This is a genomic window from Enterococcus larvae, from assembly GCF_017830045.1.
GTDB lineage: Bacteria > Bacillota > Bacilli > Lactobacillales > Enterococcaceae > Enterococcus_L > Enterococcus_L larvae.
In genome coordinates this window covers 817,827-840,897 of record NZ_JAEDXU010000001.1, presented here as the reverse complement: position 1 = coordinate 840,897, position 23,071 = coordinate 817,827, and the positions used below count along the sequence as shown (strand labels likewise).

The following is a 23,071-nucleotide window of genomic DNA, read 5'->3' as shown; positions in this document are numbered from 1 at the left end:
CTAATTCATTGAAAAGTGTTTGCGGCATTGCTTCGACCAAGGCATTGACCGCAAAAGCGACATCTGATTCTGGAATAAGCTGTTCCAACTCTAATGGTAAAATCGTTTGATTGATGGTATAATTTTTAAACATAAAAGCACGCTCCTTTGGGTTTCGGTTTGGTCACTTTAATCTTATAAGGTTGCGTGCTTTTTGTGTACCCCTAAATCAAAAAAAGTGGGACAATGATCAGATTTTTTCTGACTATTGTCCCACTCTCTTATTGGTATTGCTTCCACTAATAGCTATTATGCTAGGAAGACGGTGGTCGTGGTTAAGAAGCGGTTACTTTTATCGAGTTTATCAGCGGCAAATGTTGGCAAGAATGCTAAAGAGTAGTGGGCTCTTTGAAAAGAAGGAGCAAAAAAATGCCGATCGAACAAAGGAAAAGCTGATTTTTCCTAAAGTTTATTATCGCAATACCAAAGAAATTCTTTATTTAACGGTACCAACAGATGGAATGAACTGGCACGATCACTTCCAAAAAATTGCGAAAACCTTTGAAGAAATGTACATTGCAGACTTTATGGATGAGCAGAAAGAAATGGGATTTACTACGTATTCGTTAATGATAGATGTGATCAGCAAGCGAATCAATAGTTCAGATTGTATGGTCACAAACGGACAAGTGAAGTTGATGGATGGGGGAGTATGGGATTACGCAGAAGTACCGCATATGCTGGTTGTCGGTGGAACTGATGGAGGAAAGACTTATTTTCTTCTCACTCCTATTCAAGCGCTCATCAAAGATGGAACAGTAGATATTTGCGATCCAAAAGAAGCAGATTTAAAGGACTTACATGACCTTTAGTGATGAACATAAGAATAAAGCCTTCATCAACAAACCCATTAAAGGAAGAGGGTATGTGGACGATGGCTCTGGTGTTTCTAGAGAATTTTATGCGCCGTTAGTTCCAAAAAAACTATAACTTTTTGGAAGGGTTCAGAAAAATCGACTCTTTGAAGCTATTGGATACAAGGGAAGTTGATCCAACAGAAGACGAAATTGAAGAGGCGCAGGATGCTTTTAATATTAACAATAATTGTGAATAAAATCTTATTTTATTAAGGTCAGAAAGAAAAGATAAGGGAGAGATTCCTTTTCAACATCAAAATTTATGTAATTTCCATTTATAGAAAAATGTGCACGAATATAAGCATTAACCCGCATGTTTTTGTTTTTTTCCCATTTTTGCATAATGACCGGAAATTCTTTATACAATGTTTCTTTATCAATAAAAAATGCAGGCTTCCCATTTGCATATTTTAAGTTAACGTTGTCAGAAAAGCGAATATTGAAATCTTTACCTTCGGTTTTTGGTTCATTTATATAGGCTTCTCCAAAATAGATAAGAATACGGTCAAATCGTCTTTCGGATGACAAAATATTTTTAGCTACTGGAATAAAAATATTTTTGATTTTGATTGTATTTCCTGTTTTTTTATCGAGTACTTTTTCATCAGGATTTAGTTCATATTCGTTTACTTGTTTCCGTAAACTGTCTATTCGTGTTTGTTTTTGTTGTTTTGGGAGTGAATTTGTATTTTTTGAAGGAACAGTTGATTGTTGTTTAGTTAAATTTTTAGTTCCTTTTTTGCTAGAGATTTTTTGATTTTCTTTAGTAGTCTTGTAAGTAGTATCATAAAGATACAGAATATTTTTACCTGTGAAAACATCTTCAAATTGTTTTTCAGTTGATTGATAATTTGGTTTTGAAGAAGCTTCATCTTCAGTATTCTTATCTGAAAATTTGCAATCAGGGTGATGCTTATTGATGCTTTGACGCCCTTCAACGAATGCTGCTGTTTTATTCTTTTTATCAATACAGCGACAAGTTATTGGTGCTTCACATTTTTCATGTGCAGCACAAATAAAGTCTTTATTATTTGTTATCTTATCAGGATGTAGTAATTGAGCTTCTTTTGGGGAAACCACGGGATGTTCTTCTCGTACCTTTAAGTCTAATGGTACAGCTTCTGGATGTTTTGCAACCATTTGTTCACCTCTTCGATTAGTAAGCGTTTACTTTATGATATCAAATATATTTTTTTTGGCAAATAATTTGTTAAATTATAGATGAAGTCACTCAAAAAACGCATTTTATTGGATTTGATGTAAAAAATTTGACTGCCCATGATGTGACAGCCTATCCCAAAACAAAAGAACAGAAACAAGCTTTTTGTAGAGAAGTGCGACAAATTCAAGAAGCGCATCCTAGGTTTTCAATTGAGGTAACTTATGATTGCTCTCAAATGGAGATACTGTCTAATGTACAACGAAAACAAGAAATTCAAAAGATTGGTGAGTTGGTTAAGCAGTTTGAAGGTTTTATCGAAGTAGATAAGGGCTATCAAGTGAACTGCTATATAAAAACTGAAGGGCGAGCAGAAGTAATTCGGAGCAATCGCTATAAATGATACGATATGATTTTCTGGTTGGATGATAAACATCTCCAGTGTTTATAAATGTGAAAGATCTCTATAGCGATGGAAAAGCGCTATCCTTTAAAGAGTGAAAAATTTTTTCAGCACTTAGAAGACATTGTTACACAATTTCATTCTGAGTTAGAGATTGTTTCTCGTTCAGAATTATTGATTTATGCAAGTTCAGAAAAAAGACAAGAGATTTCAAAAAATGCCATGAAAAAATATAATCAACTGAGAGTTCATATTACAGAAGGACAGATTGAAAATCTTTTAATCCAAGTTTTGTTAAAGGAACCTGCTAAGTAGTTAGAAGACAAACTAGTAAATATAAAAAAACCAATTAATAACCAATGAAAAAAGGAAAGGGAAAAGTATTTTCGGTTTCTTTTTTTCGTTGCCAACCGTTCGAAGTTGGAACGGTTTAAAGGATACGCTTCGTGGGTGAACAAGGTCTCCTTGTGAGAGCTAGGTATTGAACGACCAGTGGTCAAACGAAAAGAAGCAGAAAGGTGTCCTTTCTGCGACTGTGCGTGGGTCAAGGAGGGCGAAGCCCTTCTTGACCGTTACCCCAACGAATAACATGGGGGTAACTTTTTAATAATAGTCTTAAATAACAGCTAAAAACCTTTCAAACGAATGGTTTTTGACAGATTTATGCAATGAAACTTTTTTCTGGTTTTAGGAAACTATTTTATTGAGTATATTTGTAAGTCATATATCCTCTAGAGTCACCACTAAATCCTAATTTATTATAAAACTTGATTAATTGTTCTTGGTTTAGTTCATTATAAAAGCTTATAGCAGAGGTACTTGCAAATAATGATATGCTTGAGAAGAGTTCAACTTTCCCCCAATGAATTGCTTTAGTCATCATATAAGTAGCATCCCCTTGATTTCGATAATTATTAGAAACTCCTAATTTCCTTATTCTTAGTGCATTTTCATTTATCATGACACCTAATTCCAGTTTTCCAATTAAAGTAGCAAAATCTTCAAATTGTAAGTTAAATCCTAAGTCAAACATCCATTGTTCACTGGGACGATTTAGTTCGTAAATATATATGGCTTTACTAGGATAATTATCTAGCTTATCAATAATCATTACATTTTTATTGGCTAAAAAATATTCATATTCTGAACAACGTTGATTTCCTTTCTTTTTTTCATGATATTGATTTTTATAATATTCAAGATCCTTAATTTTTCTCTCTAATTGATTCATTTTTATTTTAGAAATAAACACAAATTTCCTCCTTCTATATTAAATATTGTTATACTTAAATTATATCAAAATTGAGTATGGAGGGACAATTGTGGGGAGATCATATGAAAGTCAGTTAAAGTATATAGAACAAGAAGAGGTAAAAATTAAGGATAGAATTCAAAAAGTGTATGGGAAACATTCTAATTCAGATTGGAGATTAGAAGATGTTGACTATTACAAAAAAAAAACTGCTTGTGATTATCCTGATTGTCGTCATGGAAGTGTGAAAAATGGCATTAATAATGTATGTATGGTTATTAATGTGAGAACAGATGAACGTCTAAATTTAGGAACAAGATGCTATTTTAAATTTTTATTTGGTATTTCAGATTTAAGTGAGTGTCAAAAGAAGGCTGCGAATCATTTAGTCAAAACGATAAAGAGAGAAAAGATAGCGATGGCTAATTTATCAAAGGAAAAGGAAATTACAATAGATGAAATATTTCAAAAACTGGAAGGGATGCGAAAAAAGTTAGCGAGCATAGGTATTTTCATGAGTGATGGACTTTATAAAACAATAGAAGAAGATAGCGATCTGGAGATGTTACGTCTTGCTAAAATTTTGGATAACTCTATTGAAAAATATAACGTTGAAATAGATAAACTAAAAGAAAAAGATGATAAGAGAATGGAAACGAATAGACAGAATCATGAGGCTAATGAAGCGGATAATAGAAAACGTAATTATTCAGAACAGCTTGTGAATAATAGCTTAGATAATTTTTGGAAAGTCCATAAAGAAAACAATGGAATTCGTAATTGGAAAAGGAGGTAATATGCAAGGAAAAGAAATCAAAAAAGTACGTCAGCAGCTTAATATGAAACAAAATATTTTTGCAGGTAGGTTAGGCATTTCTAAATCCTATTTGTCTAAAATAGAAAATAATGAACAAGTGTGCAAAAAATATTCAGGATTGACTCCAAAACAGTTGTTTTGAAAGATTCAATGTTGTGAGGCAAAGCGTCTATCGTTGAATACCTCTCTGACTAATCAAGAGATTTCAGAAAAACTAGGCTTTAAAAATAGTTCTCACTTTTCAACAGTTTTTAAAAAGACTGAGGGGGGGGGGGCTCTCCACATGAGATGCGCAAACAAAATTTATTAATTGATGGATATTGATATTAAGGAAACAGAAGCGATTTATCAGTAAATGACTTTGTTGCTCAAAGAAATCAATCAACTAACAGATAATTACGAGGATTGGAAGAATTACTTATTTGGAAATAGTGTGGAACAAAAGGAAGCTTCAACTAGTTTCTTTAAAAAAGAATTGGAATATCAACAATACATGAAGGAAAAATCTACTTGAATAATAAAGGAAGGATATTTTCCATCTGTAAAGGGTAGGTAGAGTTATACGAATATCAAAAAACTCTTTTGACGACTGGCTAAACAATTTTTTAGATGCTTAATTGTCGCTAGGAGAGGTTAACTATGACTACAGTAATTCAATGAAATAATTCATGTGTTGTTGTATACAGATACATGGATTCTGAGAACAAAAATGGAATTCTTACTCTACTAAAACAGAGGCGAATAAACGCAAGAAGTTTGTTGAATATTATTCAATCATTACCTAATGAATTGAAAGAAAAGTTGCTACGCTTCGATGAAGATAATTAATAGGTTAGGTTTATGAAATAATTGATTAGGTAAAATGTATTAGCAACTGGTTAGCAAAAGTGTTAGCAGAAACGAGGTATTTTGATGATTTTTCGAGAAAACAAAAAATCTGTTAGCAGATTTTAAAATCAACTAACAGATTTGTTAGGAAAACATTAACAAAAAAATTCAATTTGCTAACAAATTAAAAAATTACCAAAATATTTTTACATCAACGTTTATGACGTGCCAGGAGGGATTCGAACCCCCGACCGCTCGCTTAGAAGGCGAGTGCTCTATCCAGCTGAGCTACTAGCACAGTTAGTAGTTATTCTACTGTTATAGTGTTGGGATAAACACATAAAATGACTTACCTGTAAATCAGCAACATCAATATCTTAACAAAAAAGCGAGTCTCTTGCAAGGGAAAATTTCACTTTAAAAATAACTATTTTTTTGAAGATTGATTCATAGTTGAAACAGCTGACAAATTCGCCTCTAAATAGAAAAGAGTCAACGTTATTATATAGTAGGGAATAAAAGAAAATGAGTAGGTTCAGAGCTATGAATCTGTGATGCAAAGCTGTTTCTTCATCGATACAGCTTTGCATCACCATAGCTTTTATCCGTTGATTAATAAAATGTAGTATGGCTGACTTTCCATTGCTCCAGCTTGATATTCAGCCAGAAGCTATAGATCCCCAATGTGATGATCGTCAGCAGCAGCCATTTGATCCAGCTGCCGAATAGTCCAACTGCTGTACCAGTGAATTGACAACGACGACCGTCAATCACTGTGTGCTCGATTTTCCAACGATACATCATGCAGATTCCCCATGGTGCACAAATACCAAACGTAAGACCGGTGATAAGACTAGCAATAATAGCAGTAATAATATAACTACCAAGCCCTCCGTCAAAATAAGACCCTTTCATCATGAACTCCTCCTTGATTTTGATTTCAAATAAATACAAGTATCTATTTTATCATAGGGAGAAGAAAACTGCGAAAAAATATGGGTCAGTTCAAAAGTTAGAAAGGGGATAAAGACATGGAAATGATTCGTTTTTCTGGAAGTTTTCATTGACTGTATAGAAGGTTTTTGGTATGATATTAATGTTGTAATTGTGGTCTCCACAGCTACAACCGCTCAGAACAAGTCATGTAAGTACATTTTTGTCACTTGGGATGGCGAGTCTAAGTCTAGAAGAAGGAGGTGCTGTATAGCATGTACGCAATTATCAAAACTGGTGGTAAACAAGTTAAAGTTGAAGTAGGTCAAGCAATTTACGTTGAAAAGTTAGACGTAGAAGCTGGCGAAAAAGTTGTTTTTGAAGAGGTGATCCTAGTTGGTGGCGAATCTACGAAAGTAGGAGCTCCAACAGTTGCAGGTGCAACAGTTGAAGGAACTGTTGAAAAACACGGCAAACAGAAAAAAGTGGTTACTTACAAATACAAACCGAAAAAACATACCCATCGTAAACAAGGTCACCGTCAACCATATACAAAAGTAGTTATTGAAGCAATCAATGCTTAATTACTTGTATTGACAGGAAAGAAGGCCTAACTTATGATTAAAGGTTCTTTCAAACGAAATGAAGCAGGAATGATTGTTTCATTTGAGTTAAGCGGACATGCCATGGCAGCCGAACATGGTGAGGATATCATCTGTGCTGCTGTTTCGATTCTTGCCTTTAATACGGTAAATGGGATCGAGGCTTTAGCTGGATTTCAGCCCATTGTTGATATGGATGAAGTTGAAGAAGGCTACATGTACGTGGAAACGATTTTTGATGTAAATCAGGAACAGACGAATATCTCTCAGATTTTGCTTGAAAGTCTTTTGATAGGCCTTCAAGGGATTGAAGAAGAGCATTCGGCGTTCATTCAAATTATTACTGAAAATTAGGAGGTGCGATCATATGTTAAAAATTAACTTACAGTTTTTTGCCCATAAAAAAGGTGGAGGTTCTACTTCCAACGGACGTGATTCTGAATCTAAACGTCTAGGCGCGAAAAGTGCTGATGGCCAAACAGTTACAGGTGGTTCAATTTTATACCGTCAACGCGGAACTAAAATTTATCCAGGTGCTAACGTTGGTATCGGTGGAGATGATACATTGTTTGCAAAAGTTGACGGAGTTGTACGTTTCGAACGTAAAGGCCGCGACAAAAAACAAGTATCAGTATACCCAGTAGCTAACTAATCTTTTAAAGATATGGCTAGAATCCTTATATGATAAGGGTTCTAGCTTTTTTATTTTCTCTAAATGTTCAGTTGTTTTTCAAAGGAGACGGCAACAGGATGTTGAGTCAAGCTCTAAAGATCAAGATAGAAGAGAACAAAGCAGAATAGAAGAACAAATGAAAACAAATCAATCGTTAGCTTGATCGATGGAAATGACCTGAGATTGATGTAGTTACAAGAACTTCTTTGGGATTGATTTCTAATTCACTCACAAGGAGTGCTTTCACTTCTTCTACTGAATATGTTGTATTCAATCGATAAAGCTTAGACCCATAATCCTGCCATTCGCCCAGCTGCATTAATTTCTCGGAGAAAAGGATGTCTGGTTTTCCTTTTTCAAATAAAGCAAAAAAATCATCAATATATTGACCATCTGGGGTTATAAATGGATTATCTGATGAGCGTTCTATCGTTTTTCCAAATTTCTCATAATTTTTCTTAGGTGTACTCAGGTAACGCTGATTATTTGCCGGGATAATCATTCTTTTGAATGAATCAACTTCTCGTTTAAACATAAAGCTCCCTCCAATTAGTGAATTTAATTAGAGTATAGCCCATTAAAGGAATAAAGCAATACTTTAACTATGTAAAGAAAGGCTGTGTGGGCGGAACAAAATCAGATTTGGTAAAACCTAAGCAAAACAGATGAAACTGAAGGTCTCTTTATTGTCTTTTTTTAAATATATACTGGAAAATGATCTAAATCCTCTTTTTATCGATATTTATTCGTTTTTTATCTGAAAATAAAAAAACAATCGTGATTTTATGTTAATAAAACATGGATTATCTGCTATCATTGAGGTAGTGCTGACTTCCTATTATTTTTAAGGTATTAGAAGCTATAAGAGGAGCGGCATTCAAGAACTCATTTAGATTTGCAGTGAGTGAAAACAGTAAGGGAATGGGGAGAAAAGAGTGATTAAAAAAACAAGGAATAAGAGGAAAATGGGGATAGTTAGTGTTCTATTTTCGTTGTCGGTATTCTCGTTTTCAGGCGATTATTCTGCGCAAGCAGTTGAACTACCGATTTATAATCTAAATCAAGCGTTAAGAGATGATGCTGCTTCTACAGTGCACTTGAACTATCGAACTGCAGAGGTCAGTTCTAGTCGCGATGCTCAGCCGGAAACAACGATCTACTATTACTTGGCAGATGAAAGCTTCAACCTTGAAACGAACAAAAAAGTTTCAGCTGCAGCAACTAAAAGCAGCAAGATCTCTTACCACAAAGCAGATATCAATAATCTGATACAAGGAACAACCTACAGCTATCGAATCGTTGATGATGTTACTGGAGCAGTTTCAAAGGAATATTCATTTACAACAAAAGCAGCGACAAACAGCTTTTCATTTATTGCCGCTTCAGATGCGAATTATCGAACAACATCTTCGTACCAGAATTTTTATGGGAACACATTAAATACAGCAGTTGCAAAATATCCGGAATCAGCTTTTATTATGCATACTGGGCAAGCGAATAGCTCGCTTTCCTCTGAAGCCTATTGGAATGGGTATTTCCAACAGGCAGGAAGTACCTACGAAAACTATCCGTTAGTTGCTTCGACTCTGTCAACAGGATCAAGCAATAAGGCATTCATGCTGAATCATAATCTAGCAGCATCAGGAAATGACATGGCAAATTCTTCCTTCGTCTATGGAGATGCACTATTTCTACAGTTGAACACTAAGCTGACCTCTACTGCAAATATTACTAGTCATATCAAATGGTTAGGTGAAGAGGTAGCAGCTAAAGGACAGAATAAATGGAAGATCGTTTCGATCGGTGACAGCTTTTATGGCGCTTCTTCAAATACATCGACAATCAAAAAGAAACTGGAAGAAGCTTTTGCCAACTTAGGTATCCATCTAGTTATTCAAGGAAATGAGGCGGCTTATCAACGTTCTTATCCAGTGAAAAATGGTACAGTGCTTTCTGATTATCCAAGTAATCAAACGATTGCTGCACAGGATGGAACAATCTATGTTTCGCCGGGAGCTTCCGGAATTGAGCAGAAAGCTGGCAATTCCAGCAAACGTGAATGGATCAACGTAGCCAGTGATTTCAGCAGCAGCGGAGAAAAGAAGCTTGCTGAGAAAAAAATGTACACAAACATTCAGGTTACAGCAGAAAAAATTGAAGTTACAGCCTTAACAGTTGATGGTGAGCAGGTTGACTTCTTTGAAATCAATCATTCTGCAACACCTGAACGTGAAGCGAAAGAGCTGACACTCTATGCATTGAATAATGCGTTTGGTACAGATGCGAAAACTACTCGTTCAATCAGCTGGCAGACAGATACAACGATGACATTTAGTCAGCCATTTGTAGAGGTTGTTCCAGAAGGATCAGCCTTCACAGCTGAAAACTGGAAGGTATATTCCGGTACATTGGAAAAAAATAAGCAAATCTTTACCAAGAAAGCGACAAGTAAAGTTCAGCTTGACGGATTAACACCGGGAACGACCTATCAATACAGGGTTGGGAATATCTTTACGAATGCAAAAACTGGTTCTAAAACGACTTACTATAGCTCAATCTATAGCTTTACAACAGATACTGAACAGGCAGAGCCGTTTACGTTTCTGCATTTGGCAGATTCCCAGAGCTCGATTGCCGGCTATGCTCCATATTTTGGAAATACTTTGAATCAAGCCTTGAATCGTTTCCCTGATGCATCGCTTGTTATCCATACAGGCGATATGGTGGAAACGCCGAACGAAGCCAATTTTACCAGCTTCTTCAATGCAATGGGAACTAAGATGTCAGGAACAGCCTTTCTACCAGTGTTAGGAAATCATGAGTATAAAACGAGTGAGTCCTTCTATCAGTCTGTTTTCAATGTAGACTCAGTCAATGGTTTTCCTTTGAACTATTCATATGTTTATGGGGATGTCCTATTTTTCAATATTAATTCAAACTATGATTCTACTGCAAATCTCGATAAGCAGATTGCTTGGATGAGAGCAGAAGCGGAAGCGAACGGAAAAGGGAAGTATATCGTAGTTTCCTTCCATAAGAGTCCGTATGGCGGGAAATGGACAAGCTCATCCAGTTCGGTATTAGGATCAAAAAACATTAAAGCGAAGCTTGTTCCTGTGATGGAAGACTTGGGCGTAAATCTAGTATTGTCTGGTCATGACCATAACTATATCCGCAGCTATCCAATCAAAAATGGGCAGCCTGTGACAAATATGACAGATACCTCAGTGATTTCAACGAGTCAAAATGGGACTATCTACATGGTTTCTAGAAACAGTGGAGAAAAGACTTATAAGCTGGAAGATCCGAAGGCTTGGACAGATGTTCGCTGGGCGCCGACAGGGGATATCACAGGTAAGGATAATCTACCGGAAAATACAGTCTTTTCCGCAGTTAGTGTAACTGACAGCGGCTTGAAAGTGACAGTTTACACTGCGGCTTATCAGGTAATTGACAGTTATATGATCACTAAATAATCTTCGTTCAGCTCAATAAGAGAAGTAGAGAGAACAGATACGAGATCAACGAAGCACCTTCGACCTTTTTGGAGTAGGAGGTGCTTTTTTTATAATCATATCAGCTGTGTTTTAACTTGAATCTGTAATAAGTCTTTTGAAGTGAAGAACTGAGTAGGGATGCTGAATTTATCTATAAAGATGACGTTTTTCTGTATTCTTGAGCGTATTAGTTGATTCAAATGGCAAAGTTATGTATCTTCGGTCTTAGGAGAGTGCTTCTGCCGTTTTAAAGTGATGGAAGCATCTCAAATAAAGGAGGTGAGAAGGTGTATGCGGTGAAAGTCTTTCATGGATATATTGACAGCTGCGGCAGACGAACACGCAAAAAGGAAGAAGCGTTGATCTTTTATGATATTGGTCAAGCGGAGCAGTTTGCGAAAAAAATCGGCGGCCGTGTAAAAGAGTTGATGATCGTTGTTGAAAAATCAGAGAAAACAGGAGCGTTAATGTAGCGATGGATGAATGTTTTATGCAAAGAAATAGTTGTTTTTAAGACAGAAGCTGACCCTAAAGAAGGTTCGCTTCTGTTTTTTATTGTGGTAAAAACTCTCTAAAGAGTTCGTATTTAAAAAATATTAACTTTATTACATTATAATATTTAAAAAACCGTTTGAATATGGTACACTCAGTTTGGAAACGCAAACAATAAGATACAAGGAGAGAATTTATGGATAAAATGAAAAAAATAGTTCCTTTGTTATTTGCTATTATTTTGGGGTTATTCACAACGAGTGCATCATTGACAGGAACTGGTTCTGGGGAAATCGTTCATGCAGAAAGTAAACAGTCAGACTATCGCAATGTTATGTATTATGGTGACTGGTCAATTGAGGACAGCGAAGGGAATTTTTTCCCGAAGGATATTCCAGCTGAAAAGCTGACTCACTTGAATTTTGCCTTTTTGGATTTTGATGTGGAGGGAAATCTGGAATGGACGGATGAGTTTGCGGCATTAGGAACAGCTGGGGGAGAAAGTACCGTTGTCGAGTATGCGCCAAATGCAGGTTTGCTGAATGGATTGCAGGAACTTCGCCTGAAGAATCCTAACTTAAAGGTTGGTATCTCTGTTGGCGGCTGGACGAAATCAGGAGATTTTGCATTGAATGCTCAAAATGAGACATATCGAAAGAATTTTGTTTCAAATCTGATCAAGTTTGTTGAATACAACCAAATGGACTTTTTAGATATTGACTGGGAGTATCCGGGCAGTGTCAGACAACCGGATTTGGTAGATAGTAAAGAAGATGAAGGAACGCCGGAGGCTTCTGAAAAAGACCGTGAGAACTTTGTTACTTTACTAAAGGAATTAAGAGCAGGTCTGGAAACATTAGGCAAGAAAACCGGAAAGGATTATGAGCTTTCTGTTGCTTTAGCGGCAGGACCTTATACTCTGAATATGGGAACGGATATTGCCGGGGTATTTGAAGTGGTCGATTTTGCAAACTTGATGACTTATGATATCCACGGAGCATGGGAAAATACAACGAATCATCATAGTGGTTTGTATACTAGCTCTAAGGCACCTCAAGGGAACGGACAGCCTTGGTCTTTCAGTACGAATGACAGTGTGAATTTTTTCCTTAATAATGGAGCAACACCGGAAAAAATTGTCATTGGTGCTGCTTTCTATAGCAGAGGTTGGGGAAATGTGGAAAATGATGGCCCTGATCCTGAAAATCTTCCCGGCATGTTCGGTAGTGCAGCTCTTGCGACAACTGATGCAGATGGGAACAAGAGTAGAGGGGCAGAAAATGAAAAGCCTTTAGTCAATGGAGATGGTGGACGTAATGGCGGAATCTGGGCTTATCGCTCATTCGATTTGTTGAAGAAAAAATATCCAGATTTAACGGAATACTGGGATGATGAATCAAAAGCTTCTTATATGTATAGTGAATCATCAAAGGTTTTCTTCACTTATGATAGTGAGCGGTCGATTGCAGAAAAAACAAAATACATTCGAGAAAAAGGCCTGGGTGGAGTAATCACTTGGATGCAGTCTCAGGATAAACCATCAAATGAAGAAAGTTTGAAGCGGGATACATTGACGACCGCTATCTATAATGGATTATACAAAGACACAGACCTGCAGGTAAATGAGGTCGAATCATTGCCTTTGACAGTCAAAACAGAAGTAGAGCCTCTAGTTAATGGAACAGAGGGATATAAAGTAACAATCACAAATGAAGAAACATTAACAGAGACAGACAGTGTATTAAAAGCAGTTGAAAAAAATCATAAAACCATCAAAAATCCTGTATTGTCTGTCCCTTCCGAATCAGGAGAGACATTCAGCCTGTCAGCTGGAGCAGAGAAATCAGCTAAAACCTCTGTAAAACCGTTTCAAACATTGGATCTGTCGGCAGCAGGAATATCATTTATTGCACCTGGCGAGACTGTGACATTTGAGGTGTATACAGATGCTGACTTTGCTCATATGAAGCGCTTGACTTATTTGAACTTGGAACAAAGAATTTTGACAGATGGTGTGGCATATGGCACACAGAAAATTTATGATTTACCAGCTTCTTATGAAAGTACGGGAAAAATAGCGATTCGTCTAGTTAATGAAAAGAATGAGCTTTTGGCGGAAGAACTTGTTCGCCAAGGAGAAGTAGGAACGACGCTTGAAATGGCAGCACCTGCTGTGGAGGGATATAAGACAGCCACTACCACAATCAATGAGGTGTTCAAATATTCTCCTCAAAGTATTTCGATTGCCTATACATTAGACGATCCTGAAGCAGTTACTGGCAAAGTAATTATCAGTCATGTGGATGGCAAAGGAACTAAATTAGCTGAGGATGTGGAGCTTGTCGGTGTCGTTGGAGCAGAATACCAGACAACAGTAAAGGAATTTTCAGGCTATAAACTGGAAAAAACACCGGAAAATGCTGTCGGTAAATTTACAGCTGAGACGCAGCAGGTAAGCTATGTTTATGAAAAGCTGCCGGAGGAAACAACAGATTCTTCTTCCAGCTCAACGTCAGAGACAAGCAGCAGCTCGACATCTGATTCTTCAACATCATCTTCATCGACAAGCACAACAGGCAGCACTACTACAGAAGCAGCAGCTGAAACCACTAAGAAACCAGGCGGCGGAAAGTATCCTGAAACTGGGGAGCAAAGCCAAAATATTTATCGACTTCTTGGATTTGTTGGGCTGATCGGTGTATTGTTGAGCTTTGGCTATATTCAAAAACAGAAAAAGAATGCTTGATGTAATGTGTGAACAAAAAGCATAGAATGAACGCTCACTCCTAATAAAAATATAGATAGTAATAAAAAACCGACTTGAAAAAAGTCGGTTTTTTATTGCTGTCTATCTTAAAAGTTATTGAATCCTAAAAAAAACACGAGGAATGTTTATGCAAATATACAAACGATTATACATTTTTTTTGGAATTGACTGAATATTATGAATTCATATTGAAATTTCATTCTTTTTCAACAGATCGAGAGTGGAAATCGGCATTTGTTTTGTGATGAATCTCACAACGGTGCCAATTTCCAAATGCTACAATTACGCTATAAAAGCAGAAACAAGTGAAGGAAGCAGCTAAATCCCATCAAGCAAGGAGAGCCAATGGGTATCTATATGCGTAGCTGCTATTTTTTCATGTATGGGAGAAGTGGATTCAACTTGTTTGCATCTAACGAAATGGAAGCGTATACATTCTCGGGTGTAAAGAATTTTTTGACTGAGGGGAGGAGGAATTCGTGCAATTGGATGAATCACGTTTCGTGGGATCAAAAAAAGGCTGTATATCCTGTTAAATAAATGATTTATATCTAGCATTCATTTATCTATACCATGCTTAAAAGCCAATGGATTTTGGCCCAATGATGGATGTTGCAAATTCATAGAGCGTTCCTGTCATTTCACTCTTCATCCTTGTATATGGGGGAATTCTTCACGCAACAAATCATTGAATAGGATACGTATATAAGCCTGTAATTAAATTATTTGAGAGTGGAGGAAAGATATGGAAGAGAAGCGAAAAGGTATTAGTAAAATAGGGCTTGTTGCTTTGGTAGTCAGTTCTTCAATAGGAAGTGGTGTTTTCGGGATAACAAGTGATTTAGCTGGTTCTGCTGCACCGGGGCCAGCCATTATAGCTTGGGTGATCGTAGGGATTGGAATTCTAGCATTGGTACTTTCTCTGAATAATCTTGGGGAAAAACGTCCGGACCTAGACGGCGGGATTTTTGGTTATGCTGAAGCAGCCTTCGGGAAGCTGGGTGGTTTTATCAGCGGCTGGGGTTATTGGTTATCCGCATGGTTAGGTAATGTGGCCTTTGCGACTATGTTGATGAGTGCTCTTGGGGAGTTTATTCCGGTTTTTAAAGGAGGGCAAAATGTTCCCTCGATTTTACTTGCCAGTGTATTTATTTGGAGCCTGACATTTTTAGTGAACAATGGGATAGAGAGTGCCAGTTTTATCAATACGATCGTTACGATATGTAAATTAGTACCACTGTTTCTATTTCTAGTTATGGGGATAGTGGCCTTTAAAGCCGGGGTTTTTACTGCTGATTTTTGGGGAAATGCAGTAGATAATCTGGGAAATGCCGGCAATAGTGCGACTGGTCTTTGGGATCAAATCAAAGGCTGCTTGATGGTTATGATGTGGGTGTTTGTAGGAATAGAAGGAGCCAGTGTTTTGGCCAATCGTGCAGAAAAGCGTTCGGATGCACAAAAAGCTTCAATCATCGGATTACTGGTATTGTTATTCATTTATATTTTAGCATCACTGCTGCCTTATGGTGTGATGACACAAGCTGAGCTAGCTGAGATTTCTCAACCGGCTATGGGAAATATTTTAAGGTATATTGTTGGCGGTTGGGGAGCTGCGGTCATTAATATCGGCTTGATTATTTCAATTATTGGTTGCTGGTTGTCTTGGACAATGCTTCCTGCAGAAACGACACTGCTGATGGCTCGCGACGGGATGCTTCCAAAGAGCTGGGGGAAACTGAACTCTAAAAAAGCACCGAGTTATTCCTTATTTGTCACAGCAGGCTTGACCAATGTTTTCTTACTTACGTTTCTAGTTACAGATTATGCGTACCAATTTGCTTATTCATTATGTACAGCGGCAATTCTGATTTGTTATCTACTGGTAGGTCTTTATCAAATGATCTATTCCCGACAGCAAGGGGATACGAAGCAATTATTGATTGGTGTGCTTGCCACTGCATTTCAGATTGTTGGGATCATGCTGGCTGGCTTCACTTATGTCCTGATGTGCAGCATTGCATATATTCCGGGCTTTTATTTCTATATGAAAGCTTGTCAGGAAAAGGGCTATGCAATTAGCGGGAAAGAAAAAATGATCATGGGCTGTATTGCTGCAGCAGCAGTTGTATCAATTGTGATGATTGCAACTGGAATGATTACTGTATAGGAGGTAGAAAAAATGCAAATAGCAAATTTTGGAGTGGAAGAATGGCTAAATACATGGGAAAAAAAAGCAAAATATGATATTTCTCAGAGCTCTATTGAGGCATTGACCTTGGAAGAATTGATTGGTTTAGATGGAACCTCTGTCAGAGATTACTTTGAAGGTCTAGGTAAGCGGGCGTTGGATTATGGTTGGATCGAAGGTTCAAATGAGTTCAAAGAGCTTGTTGCTTCCCTTTATCAAACCGTACAGTCAGAAAATATTTTACAGACAAATGGTGCGACGGGTGCCAATCTATTGGCATTATTTGCATTGATCGAACCGGGGGATCATGTAGTATCCATGCTGCCGACGTATCAGCAATTATATGATATTCCTAAATCACTTGGAGCCAGTGTTGATTTTGTTGAGCTGAGAGAAGAAGATCAATGGCAATTAGATTTGGATGTGTTGAAAGCGAAAATTCAGCCAAATACAAAAATGATTTGCTTAAACAGTGCGAATAATCCGACAGGAACTCTTCTTGATAAAGCGACAATGTCGGCAATTGTGGACATGGCGCAGGTGGTAGGGGCTTACATTGTTGTAGATGAGGTTTATGCACCATTGACAGATGAAGGTGAATTTGTATCGATAGCGGATCTCTATGAAAAGGGAATAGCAACGAATTCTTTATCAAAAACGTACTCTATCCCAGGTATTCGAATTGGTTGGACTGCTTCAAGCAGTGAGGTTGCAGAGCTTTTTCGTAAATATCGTGATTATACAATGATCTGCGGCGGTGTGGTAGCTGATGAACTGGCTATTCATGCACTGAAAAATAAAGATAAAATTTTAAAACGGAATAAAAAAATCGTTGCGGATAATTTGGCCATTCTAAAAGAATGGGTAGAGCAAGAGCCGAGGGTAAGCCTCGTTTCTCCTCATTACGTATCAACGTCATTTATTAAACTGGACATTCCTCAAGATGATCATTCCTTTTGCATTGAGCTATTGGAAGAAACAGGTGTCCTATTGGTTCCGGGGACTGCTTTCGATTTACCCCAGCATGCTCGCTTGGGTTACTGTTGTCGAGAAGAAAATTTGCGTAAAGGGCTGGAACTATTATCTGAGTATCTTAGAAGGTTCGATTGAAGGGGAAAGGAAATCTGAGCTTTAGCGGAACAGAGTAATGACTCAAAGGATGGGGGAGTTCAAACACTGATTTTGTTGAGTCAACTTAGTTGTGACCTCATTGGAAGCAACACAATAGAGAGTGGGACAATAATCTGTTGCCACTCTTTTCCATACCCTAAATCCGAATAAACGGCGAGTCAGAAGTAGCTCCTACGACAATAAGCCGGAATTCAACAAAAATTTGTGAAACAATTTTCGTGCATTCCGGCTTATTGCTTGTAGCTAAACACTTCTGTCTCAGCCTCTATTGTACTGAATAGCTGCAGACAGACGACAGGAAATTCATCTGTGTTGCGGATACTATTTATAATGTATCACTCATGGATTTCAAGGGGCAAACCATCCGGATCAAAAAAGAAGGTCATCTTTTCTCCAGTAAACTCATCTGTTCGAATCGGCTCACACATGATTTGGTGCTGTTCTAAATAAGCCTTGACCTCATCAACGCTGTCTACTCTGAAAGCGAGATGTCTTAGGCCCAATGCCTCAGGATAGGATGGTCGCTTTGGAAAGACATCGCTGATAAAAATCTCCAGTTCCTGATTGCCCAGCTTTAAATCCAGCTTGATATCATTTTTCTCACTGCGGATATTCTCACGAATAATAGCAAAGCCTAGAACATCTACATAGAAATGCTTGGTTTTTTCATAGTTTGATGCATTGACTGCAATATGGTGAATTTGTTGGAAAAACATAAAAGGAAAACCTCCTGAAAAGTTGTGATTATTGAACACTATGATTATAACAAAAAAGAAGAAAGAGTGATAAATTTTCCCTTTGGAGTGCTGAAAAATGGATATAGCTTAGTGATTTGAGAAACTATTGGTATAATGAAAGAAAGTAGAGGGGAGATGGGTTTTATGGAGCTACATGAACGAATTCTCAAATTATTGAGTTCGAGTACAGTATTTTTGATTGCAACGGTCGATCAGAGGGGCTTTCCCAATGTCATCACTGTATCCAGACCATTATGGCGAGAAGGATTGTTGAGAATGCGCTTTTACATCGATGGGGATGGAGAGACAGTTCAAAATATTTTGAGAAACCCGAACGGCTCAGTCTGCTGCTATCAGGAGATGCAGTTTGAAAGTATGGCGCTTAAAGGCAAATTTACGATCGAACCGATAGATTCCATAGATGAGGTTGAATCATCTCTTACGGATTATCAACGAGCATTAGCACATAAACAACCCGTCATTCTTACCTTTGAAACATGGACGGCGAAGATTCATACGGATAAACAAACGAAGGAAATTATTGTATAAAAATGGAGTAAGCAGTCATCAGGTCGTGAAGACAAGACCATGATTGCTTACTCCATTTTTTATATATACAAATCAAATACAACGATTTGCGGCGGGACTCCTATTCTAACTGGAATCATGGAGGTTCCCAGCCCGGTATTCACGTAGAGCTCAGTCTGATCTCCCAGAGAATAAAAGCCGCTGATATATTTTTCGGCTAAAGCAGTTGTTACTGGGAAAAAAGGGATGTTCACTTGACCACCATGGCTGTGACCGCTAAGAATGAGTGAGACGTCAAAATCAACTGCAGGCTCAACAACATCCGGTTCGTGACTCAATAACACGGAGTATGCCGCATCTGTTCGATAGCTCATAGCGCTCTCAATAGATGGGGAACCAAATAGCGAATCATCGATACCTGAGAGATAGAGATTTTTTTGGTTGCTGGTCTGGATCATTTCTCCGGTATTTTCCAATAATTTAAAACCACCAGCTGCCATGAGTTGCGCATAAGCGTTTACTGCACCACCACCATAATCGTGATTTCCCCACACGGCAAATTTTCCTAAAGGAGCTTCGATCCTGCTTAACAAAGCGGCGGTTTCTTCTACCGGACCATAGTTAGCGAAGTTATCGAACAAATCTCCGGTAAAGGCAACGATATCAGGTTTTTCTTCATTTACAGCGGCAACGATCTTTTCCAACTGTTCAATGGAATAATTCTTTTGAAGATGGATATCTGAAAGTTGAAGTAATCTGATTGAATTTTGTCCATTGTTTTCGCCTAACTCGTGGTGTTTTACGGTAATTCTTTTTGGTTCTATAAAAAAGCCATAGACGGTCAAACTGACGCCTAAAACTAGAAGACTGACAAAGCTGAAAAGAACAAATTTTTTCATGACATTCCTTCTTTCGGTAATTTTTATAAAGTGTGTGTCTGAAAATTTGGATTCTATCACGTCTTTCAGATATGCTCTAGTATAAAGGAAATGTTGCGGGAAAATTCGTTTTTTACGGATTCTTTAAAGTAAATTAGAAAAAATGATAAAAGTTGTTTCAGCGTTGAACTTTGATATAATAAATAGAAGCAACTAACTTGGGAAAGAAGGAATGATCAATGATCGTAAGAGTAAATAAATTAAGACAGGAAATGAAGAAAAATGATATTTCTGCTTTTCTGGTCACCAGCCCATATAACTTACGCTACCTGACTAATTTTACAGGTTCGACTGGCTTGGCTGTAATCACGATGGATAAAGCATTTTTTATCACGGATTTTCGCTATACAGAACAGGCAGCACAGCAAGCAGCAGGTTTTGAAATCATCAAGAATACCGGACCAATCTTCGATGAGCTGACGAAGCTTGAGGCTTCTGAAAAGCTTGCAAATATTGCCTTTGAGGAAAACCATGTCAGCTTTGCTGAATACAGTGTCTTAGAAGAAGTGTTGGCTTGTGAGTTGATCCCTGTTGCAGGGATGATCGAAGAGCTGAGAGAAGTAAAAGATGAAGAAGAAATTGCTATCATCGAGAAGGCTTGCGGCATTGCAGATTCTGCGTTTGATCATATTCTTAAGGTGATCAAACCGGGGATGACTGAAATCGAAGTAGCAAACCAGCTGGACTTCTATATGCGTTCCTTAGGTGCCTCTGGCGTATCCTTTGATACAATTGTAGCAAGTGGTTTGAGATCAGCGATGCCCCATGGGGTTGCCAGTGAGAAGCTGATTGAAAAAGGTGATTTTGTGACACTGGACTTTGGCTGCTACTATCAAGGTTATGTTTCTGACATGACAAGAACTTTTGCTGTCGGCGAACCTGATCCTAAGTTGAAGGAAATCTATCAGATTGTGCTGGAAGCACAATTGAAGGTGTTGGATGAGGCAAAACCTGGATTGACAGGGATTCAACTGGATGCAGTGGCTCGCGACCATATTGCTTCTTATGGTCACGGTGAAGCATTTGGTCATAGTACTGGACATGGAATCGGTCTTGAAATTCATGAAGGACCAAATGTGTCATTCAAATCTGATAAGCAATTTGTTGTAGGAAATGTGATTACTGATGAGCCGGGTATTTATATTCCGGGACTGGGCGGTGTGCGAATTGAAGATGATTTGCTGATCACCTCCGAAGGTAATCGTGTGCTGACGCATTCACCAAAAGAATTGATTATATTATAGAAGAGTAGTGAAATAGTGGGAACTGAACATTCAGTACCTTAATAAGAAACGGTTTAATGAGGAGATGCTGTCTCTACGATTCGGCATTATTCAATTATAATGACTGAAGCACCATTATTTCATTTTTGAGAGTTGGGACATACTGTTTATCACAGCCATCTTTCAACTTTTTCTGGTAGCGTAACGAATCGTTTAATGTTAAACTAGGAACGAGTAAAAAGTATGGACGATAGAGGAGGACTCAGATGATTTCTGTTAATGATTTCAAAACAGGTTTAACAATTGAGGTAGATGGCGCCATTTGGCGTGTCATAGACTTTCAGCATGTAAAACCTGGAAAGGGAGCTGCCTTTGTCCGTTCTAAGCTTAAAAATCTCCGCACTGGCGGTGTTCAGGAAAAGACATTCCGTGCGGGTGAAAAAGTAGCGAAAGCTCAAATCGACAATCGAAAAATGCAGTACTTATATGAAAGTGGCGGAAGCCGTGTCTTTATGGATCTGGAAACCTATGAACAAATTGAACTTCCGGATGAACAAATCAAAGACGAACTGAAATATATGCTGGAAAATATGGAGTTGAACATCATTATGTTCGGTTCAGAAATTTTAGGTGTTGATTTGCCGAATACAGTGATGCTTGAAGTAACAGCGACAGACCCGAATATCAAAGGCGATACTTCTTCAGGCGGTTCTAAACCCGCTACGATGGAGACAGGACTAGTTGTCAACGTACCGTTTTTTGTGAATGAAGGCGATCGTCTGATTGTGAATACAGCAGATGGAACTTATGTGTCACGGGCTTAATAAAAGGGAGGACCTATAATGGCAGAAGAAAAGAATCTTATTATTAATACAAAAGATGCTCTTGGAGAAATCGTGATTGCTCCGGAAGTTATCGAAGTTATCATCGGTATTGCAGCATCTAAGGTAGAGGGCGTTTACGGCATGAGAGGAACCTTTGCCAATAACGTCACAGAATTTCTTGGACGTGCAGCGCATGGAAAAGGGATTTATTTGAATGCTGAAGAAGAAGGCTTGAAGGTCGATGTTTATTGCTATCTGAACTATGGTGTTTCTGTTCCTAAAGTAGCGCTTGAAATGCAAGAACGTGTGAAGCAGCAAGTACTATTCATGACAGATATCGATCTTATCGAAGTAAATATCCATGTTGTGGCTGTTATTCCGGAAAGAATACCTGAGCCTGATTTCTCTGAACTGTTCCCGGAGGATGGGGAAGAGAATGAGTAAAGAGTTTACTCGTCACGAGATTAGAGAAAAAGCACTACAGTCCTTGTTTCCGCTTGATTTCAACAGCGATCTGACAAAACAGGATGCCATTACTCATGCTTTAGAGCTGGATCACGCTGAAATGATCAGCGAAGACGGCGAAGACTTTGTTCCTGTCTACTTAGATGTTTTGGTTGGCGGCGTCTGTGAGAAAAAGGACGAGCTGGATCAGACGATCAATACGCATCTAGGGAAAAACTGGACGATACAGCGTATTGCAAAAATGGATTTGATCATTCTGAGAATGGCCATTTTTGAAATGAATTATGTTAATGATGTACCCAACACAGTTGCGTTGAATGAAGCGATCGAGCTTGCTAAGAAGTATAGTGACGACCGCTCCAGAAAATTCGTCAACGGTGTGTTGTCTAATGTAATGAAGGAAATAGAATAAACTGAAACTCCCGAGCTGTCCATAACTGCCGTACAATAACGGCTGAGGATCGTTCCGGGAGTTTTTTGACTTCCTATCGATAGCCGATTCCGCCTAAAAAGTACAAAACACTACTACTTATAGTGTCAAGCAAGAGGGATTTATGCTAGAATAAAAGCATTGAAAAATTCTGTCAGAGAAGGCTTCTATTTACTTATTTGTAAGAGACAAATTTGTTAAGCTGCCGAATCGTACATTGTTGAGCCGCTTATTTGAAAATGGCTTTGTCTATGGTGGTCATTTTTTTAGTGACGGCTGCGGGAAAGA

General features: G+C 37.9%; 24 protein-coding genes, 1 tRNA gene and 1 other annotated feature. Of the genes, 18 read left to right on the top strand and 7 right to left on the bottom strand.

Going from position 1 to position 23,071, the window contains the following annotated elements:
• Nucleotides 1-365 precede the first annotated feature (365 nt).
• The gene (locus I6N96_RS19930; RefSeq protein WP_347339059.1) at nucleotides 366-851 is read left to right on the top strand and encodes a hypothetical protein; all 486 of its coding nucleotides are present in this window, start codon (nucleotides 366-368) and stop codon (nucleotides 849-851) included.
• A gap of 246 nt (nucleotides 852-1,097) precedes the next feature.
• Here I6N96_RS19930 and I6N96_RS04025 read toward each other — a convergent pair whose 3' ends face one another.
• Nucleotides 1,098-2,036, bottom strand: coding sequence for a hypothetical protein (locus I6N96_RS04025; RefSeq protein WP_209556189.1), 939 nt, complete (start codon nucleotides 2,034-2,036; stop codon nucleotides 1,098-1,100).
• A gap of 128 nt (nucleotides 2,037-2,164) precedes the next feature.
• Here I6N96_RS04025 and I6N96_RS04020 point away from each other — a divergent pair, with 128 nt between their 5' ends.
• The gene (locus tag I6N96_RS04020; protein WP_209556188.1) at nucleotides 2,165-2,458 is read left to right on the top strand and encodes a hypothetical protein; all 294 of its coding nucleotides are present in this window, start codon (nucleotides 2,165-2,167) and stop codon (nucleotides 2,456-2,458) included.
• A 69-nt stretch (nucleotides 2,459-2,527) separates the two neighbouring features.
• Complete coding sequence (locus I6N96_RS04015) at nucleotides 2,528-2,773, top strand: hypothetical protein (RefSeq protein ID WP_209556187.1); 246 nt, start codon at nucleotides 2,528-2,530, stop codon at nucleotides 2,771-2,773.
• A 385-nt stretch (nucleotides 2,774-3,158) separates the two neighbouring features.
• Here I6N96_RS04015 and I6N96_RS04010 read toward each other — a convergent pair whose 3' ends face one another.
• The gene (locus tag I6N96_RS04010) at nucleotides 3,159-3,710 is read right to left on the bottom strand and encodes a GNAT family N-acetyltransferase (RefSeq protein ID WP_347339058.1); all 552 of its coding nucleotides are present in this window, start codon (nucleotides 3,708-3,710) and stop codon (nucleotides 3,159-3,161) included.
• Nucleotides 3,711-3,780: 70 nt separating this feature from the next.
• On the opposite strand from I6N96_RS04010, the gene I6N96_RS04005 reads away from it, so the two are divergent.
• Nucleotides 3,781-4,506, top strand: coding sequence for a hypothetical protein (locus I6N96_RS04005; RefSeq protein WP_209556186.1), 726 nt, complete (start codon nucleotides 3,781-3,783; stop codon nucleotides 4,504-4,506).
• Nucleotide 4,507: 1 nt separating this feature from the next.
• Complete coding sequence (locus tag I6N96_RS04000) at nucleotides 4,508-4,669, top strand: helix-turn-helix domain-containing protein (RefSeq protein WP_209556185.1); 162 nt, start codon at nucleotides 4,508-4,510, stop codon at nucleotides 4,667-4,669.
• A gap of 910 nt (nucleotides 4,670-5,579) precedes the next feature.
• Here the strand turns inward: I6N96_RS04000 and I6N96_RS03995 are convergent.
• Both I6N96_RS03995 and I6N96_RS03990 read right to left on the bottom strand, forming a co-directional pair.
• Nucleotides 5,580-5,653, bottom strand: a tRNA-Arg gene (locus I6N96_RS03995).
• A gap of 314 nt (nucleotides 5,654-5,967) precedes the next feature.
• Nucleotides 5,968-6,270 (bottom strand): DUF898 family protein, encoded by a 303-nt coding sequence (locus I6N96_RS03990; RefSeq protein ID WP_209556232.1) that lies wholly within the window; start codon nucleotides 6,268-6,270, stop codon nucleotides 5,968-5,970.
• A gap of 199 nt (nucleotides 6,271-6,469) precedes the next feature.
• Nucleotides 6,470-6,544 (top strand) — a sequence feature (ribosomal protein L21 leader region).
• 19 nt (nucleotides 6,545-6,563) lie between these two features.
• Here I6N96_RS03990 and rplU point away from each other — a divergent pair.
• Genes rplU through rpmA form a run of 3 tightly spaced genes read left to right on the top strand, consistent with a single transcriptional unit; the run spans nucleotide 6,564 to nucleotide 7,542 of the window.
• On the top strand, nucleotides 6,564-6,872 hold the full coding sequence (rplU, locus tag I6N96_RS03985; protein WP_086350198.1) for a 50S ribosomal protein L21: 309 nt from the start codon (nucleotides 6,564-6,566) through the stop codon (nucleotides 6,870-6,872).
• A gap of 33 nt (nucleotides 6,873-6,905) precedes the next feature.
• A complete protein-coding gene (locus I6N96_RS03980) occupies nucleotides 6,906-7,244 on the top strand; it encodes a ribosomal-processing cysteine protease Prp (RefSeq protein WP_209556184.1) in 339 nt (112 codons plus the stop codon).
• A 13-nt stretch (nucleotides 7,245-7,257) separates the two neighbouring features.
• Nucleotides 7,258-7,542 (top strand): 50S ribosomal protein L27, encoded by a 285-nt coding sequence (gene rpmA, locus I6N96_RS03975; protein ID WP_202056116.1) that lies wholly within the window; start codon nucleotides 7,258-7,260, stop codon nucleotides 7,540-7,542.
• A 175-nt stretch (nucleotides 7,543-7,717) separates the two neighbouring features.
• On the opposite strand, the gene I6N96_RS03970 is transcribed toward rpmA, so the two are convergent.
• The gene (locus tag I6N96_RS03970) at nucleotides 7,718-8,098 is read right to left on the bottom strand and encodes a hypothetical protein (RefSeq protein ID WP_209556183.1); all 381 of its coding nucleotides are present in this window, start codon (nucleotides 8,096-8,098) and stop codon (nucleotides 7,718-7,720) included.
• A 430-nt stretch (nucleotides 8,099-8,528) separates the two neighbouring features.
• Here I6N96_RS03970 and I6N96_RS03965 point away from each other — a divergent pair, with 430 nt between their 5' ends.
• The 5 genes from I6N96_RS03965 to I6N96_RS03945 all read left to right on the top strand — a co-directional run bounded on the left by I6N96_RS03965 (nucleotide 8,529) and on the right by I6N96_RS03945 (nucleotide 17,617).
• A complete protein-coding gene (locus I6N96_RS03965; protein WP_209556182.1) occupies nucleotides 8,529-11,039 on the top strand; it encodes a fibronectin type III domain-containing protein in 2,511 nt (836 codons plus the stop codon).
• Nucleotides 11,040-11,347: 308 nt separating this feature from the next.
• On the top strand, nucleotides 11,348-11,533 hold the full coding sequence (locus I6N96_RS03960) for a hypothetical protein (protein WP_209556181.1): 186 nt from the start codon (nucleotides 11,348-11,350) through the stop codon (nucleotides 11,531-11,533).
• A gap of 215 nt (nucleotides 11,534-11,748) precedes the next feature.
• The gene (locus I6N96_RS03955; protein ID WP_209556180.1) at nucleotides 11,749-14,298 is read left to right on the top strand and encodes a glycosyl hydrolase family 18 protein; all 2,550 of its coding nucleotides are present in this window, start codon (nucleotides 11,749-11,751) and stop codon (nucleotides 14,296-14,298) included.
• Nucleotides 14,299-15,064: 766 nt separating this feature from the next.
• The gene (gene arcD / locus I6N96_RS03950; protein ID WP_209556179.1) at nucleotides 15,065-16,486 is read left to right on the top strand and encodes an arginine-ornithine antiporter; all 1,422 of its coding nucleotides are present in this window, start codon (nucleotides 15,065-15,067) and stop codon (nucleotides 16,484-16,486) included.
• 12 nt (nucleotides 16,487-16,498) lie between these two features.
• Nucleotides 16,499-17,617, top strand: coding sequence for an aminotransferase (locus I6N96_RS03945; protein ID WP_209556178.1), 1,119 nt, complete (start codon nucleotides 16,499-16,501; stop codon nucleotides 17,615-17,617).
• Nucleotides 17,618-17,973: 356 nt separating this feature from the next.
• Here the strand turns inward: I6N96_RS03945 and gloA2 are convergent, their stop codons facing one another.
• Nucleotides 17,974-18,354: an SMU1112c/YaeR family gloxylase I-like metalloprotein gene (gloA2, locus tag I6N96_RS03940; RefSeq protein WP_209556177.1), complete on the bottom strand. Its 381-nt coding sequence runs from the start codon at nucleotides 18,352-18,354 to the stop codon at nucleotides 17,974-17,976.
• Nucleotides 18,355-18,519: 165 nt separating this feature from the next.
• Between gloA2 and I6N96_RS03935 the strand changes: the two genes are divergently transcribed.
• Nucleotides 18,520-18,924 (top strand): pyridoxamine 5'-phosphate oxidase family protein, encoded by a 405-nt coding sequence (locus I6N96_RS03935; RefSeq protein WP_209556176.1) that lies wholly within the window; start codon nucleotides 18,520-18,522, stop codon nucleotides 18,922-18,924.
• 59 nt (nucleotides 18,925-18,983) lie between these two features.
• Here I6N96_RS03935 and I6N96_RS03930 read toward each other — a convergent pair whose 3' ends face one another.
• Nucleotides 18,984-19,802, bottom strand: a complete 819-nt coding sequence (locus I6N96_RS03930; protein ID WP_209556175.1) for a metallophosphoesterase — start codon at nucleotides 19,800-19,802, stop codon at nucleotides 18,984-18,986.
• A 218-nt stretch (nucleotides 19,803-20,020) separates the two neighbouring features.
• Between I6N96_RS03930 and I6N96_RS03925 the strand changes: the two genes are divergently transcribed.
• The 4 genes from I6N96_RS03925 (at nucleotide 20,021) to nusB (ending at nucleotide 22,765) form a co-directional block, all read left to right on the top strand.
• Complete coding sequence (locus I6N96_RS03925; RefSeq protein ID WP_209556174.1) at nucleotides 20,021-21,085, top strand: M24 family metallopeptidase; 1,065 nt, start codon at nucleotides 20,021-20,023, stop codon at nucleotides 21,083-21,085.
• Nucleotides 21,086-21,330: 245 nt separating this feature from the next.
• On the top strand, nucleotides 21,331-21,888 hold the full coding sequence (efp, locus tag I6N96_RS03920; protein WP_209556173.1) for an elongation factor P: 558 nt from the start codon (nucleotides 21,331-21,333) through the stop codon (nucleotides 21,886-21,888).
• Between the two features lie 18 nt (nucleotides 21,889-21,906).
• On the top strand, nucleotides 21,907-22,332 hold the full coding sequence (locus tag I6N96_RS03915; protein ID WP_209556172.1) for an Asp23/Gls24 family envelope stress response protein: 426 nt from the start codon (nucleotides 21,907-21,909) through the stop codon (nucleotides 22,330-22,332).
• Nucleotides 22,325-22,765: a transcription antitermination factor NusB gene (nusB, locus tag I6N96_RS03910; RefSeq protein WP_209556171.1), complete on the top strand. Its 441-nt coding sequence runs from the start codon at nucleotides 22,325-22,327 to the stop codon at nucleotides 22,763-22,765. The genes I6N96_RS03915 and nusB overlap by 8 nt, the downstream gene beginning before the upstream one ends.
• The last annotated feature ends 306 nt before the right edge of the window (nucleotides 22,766-23,071 follow it).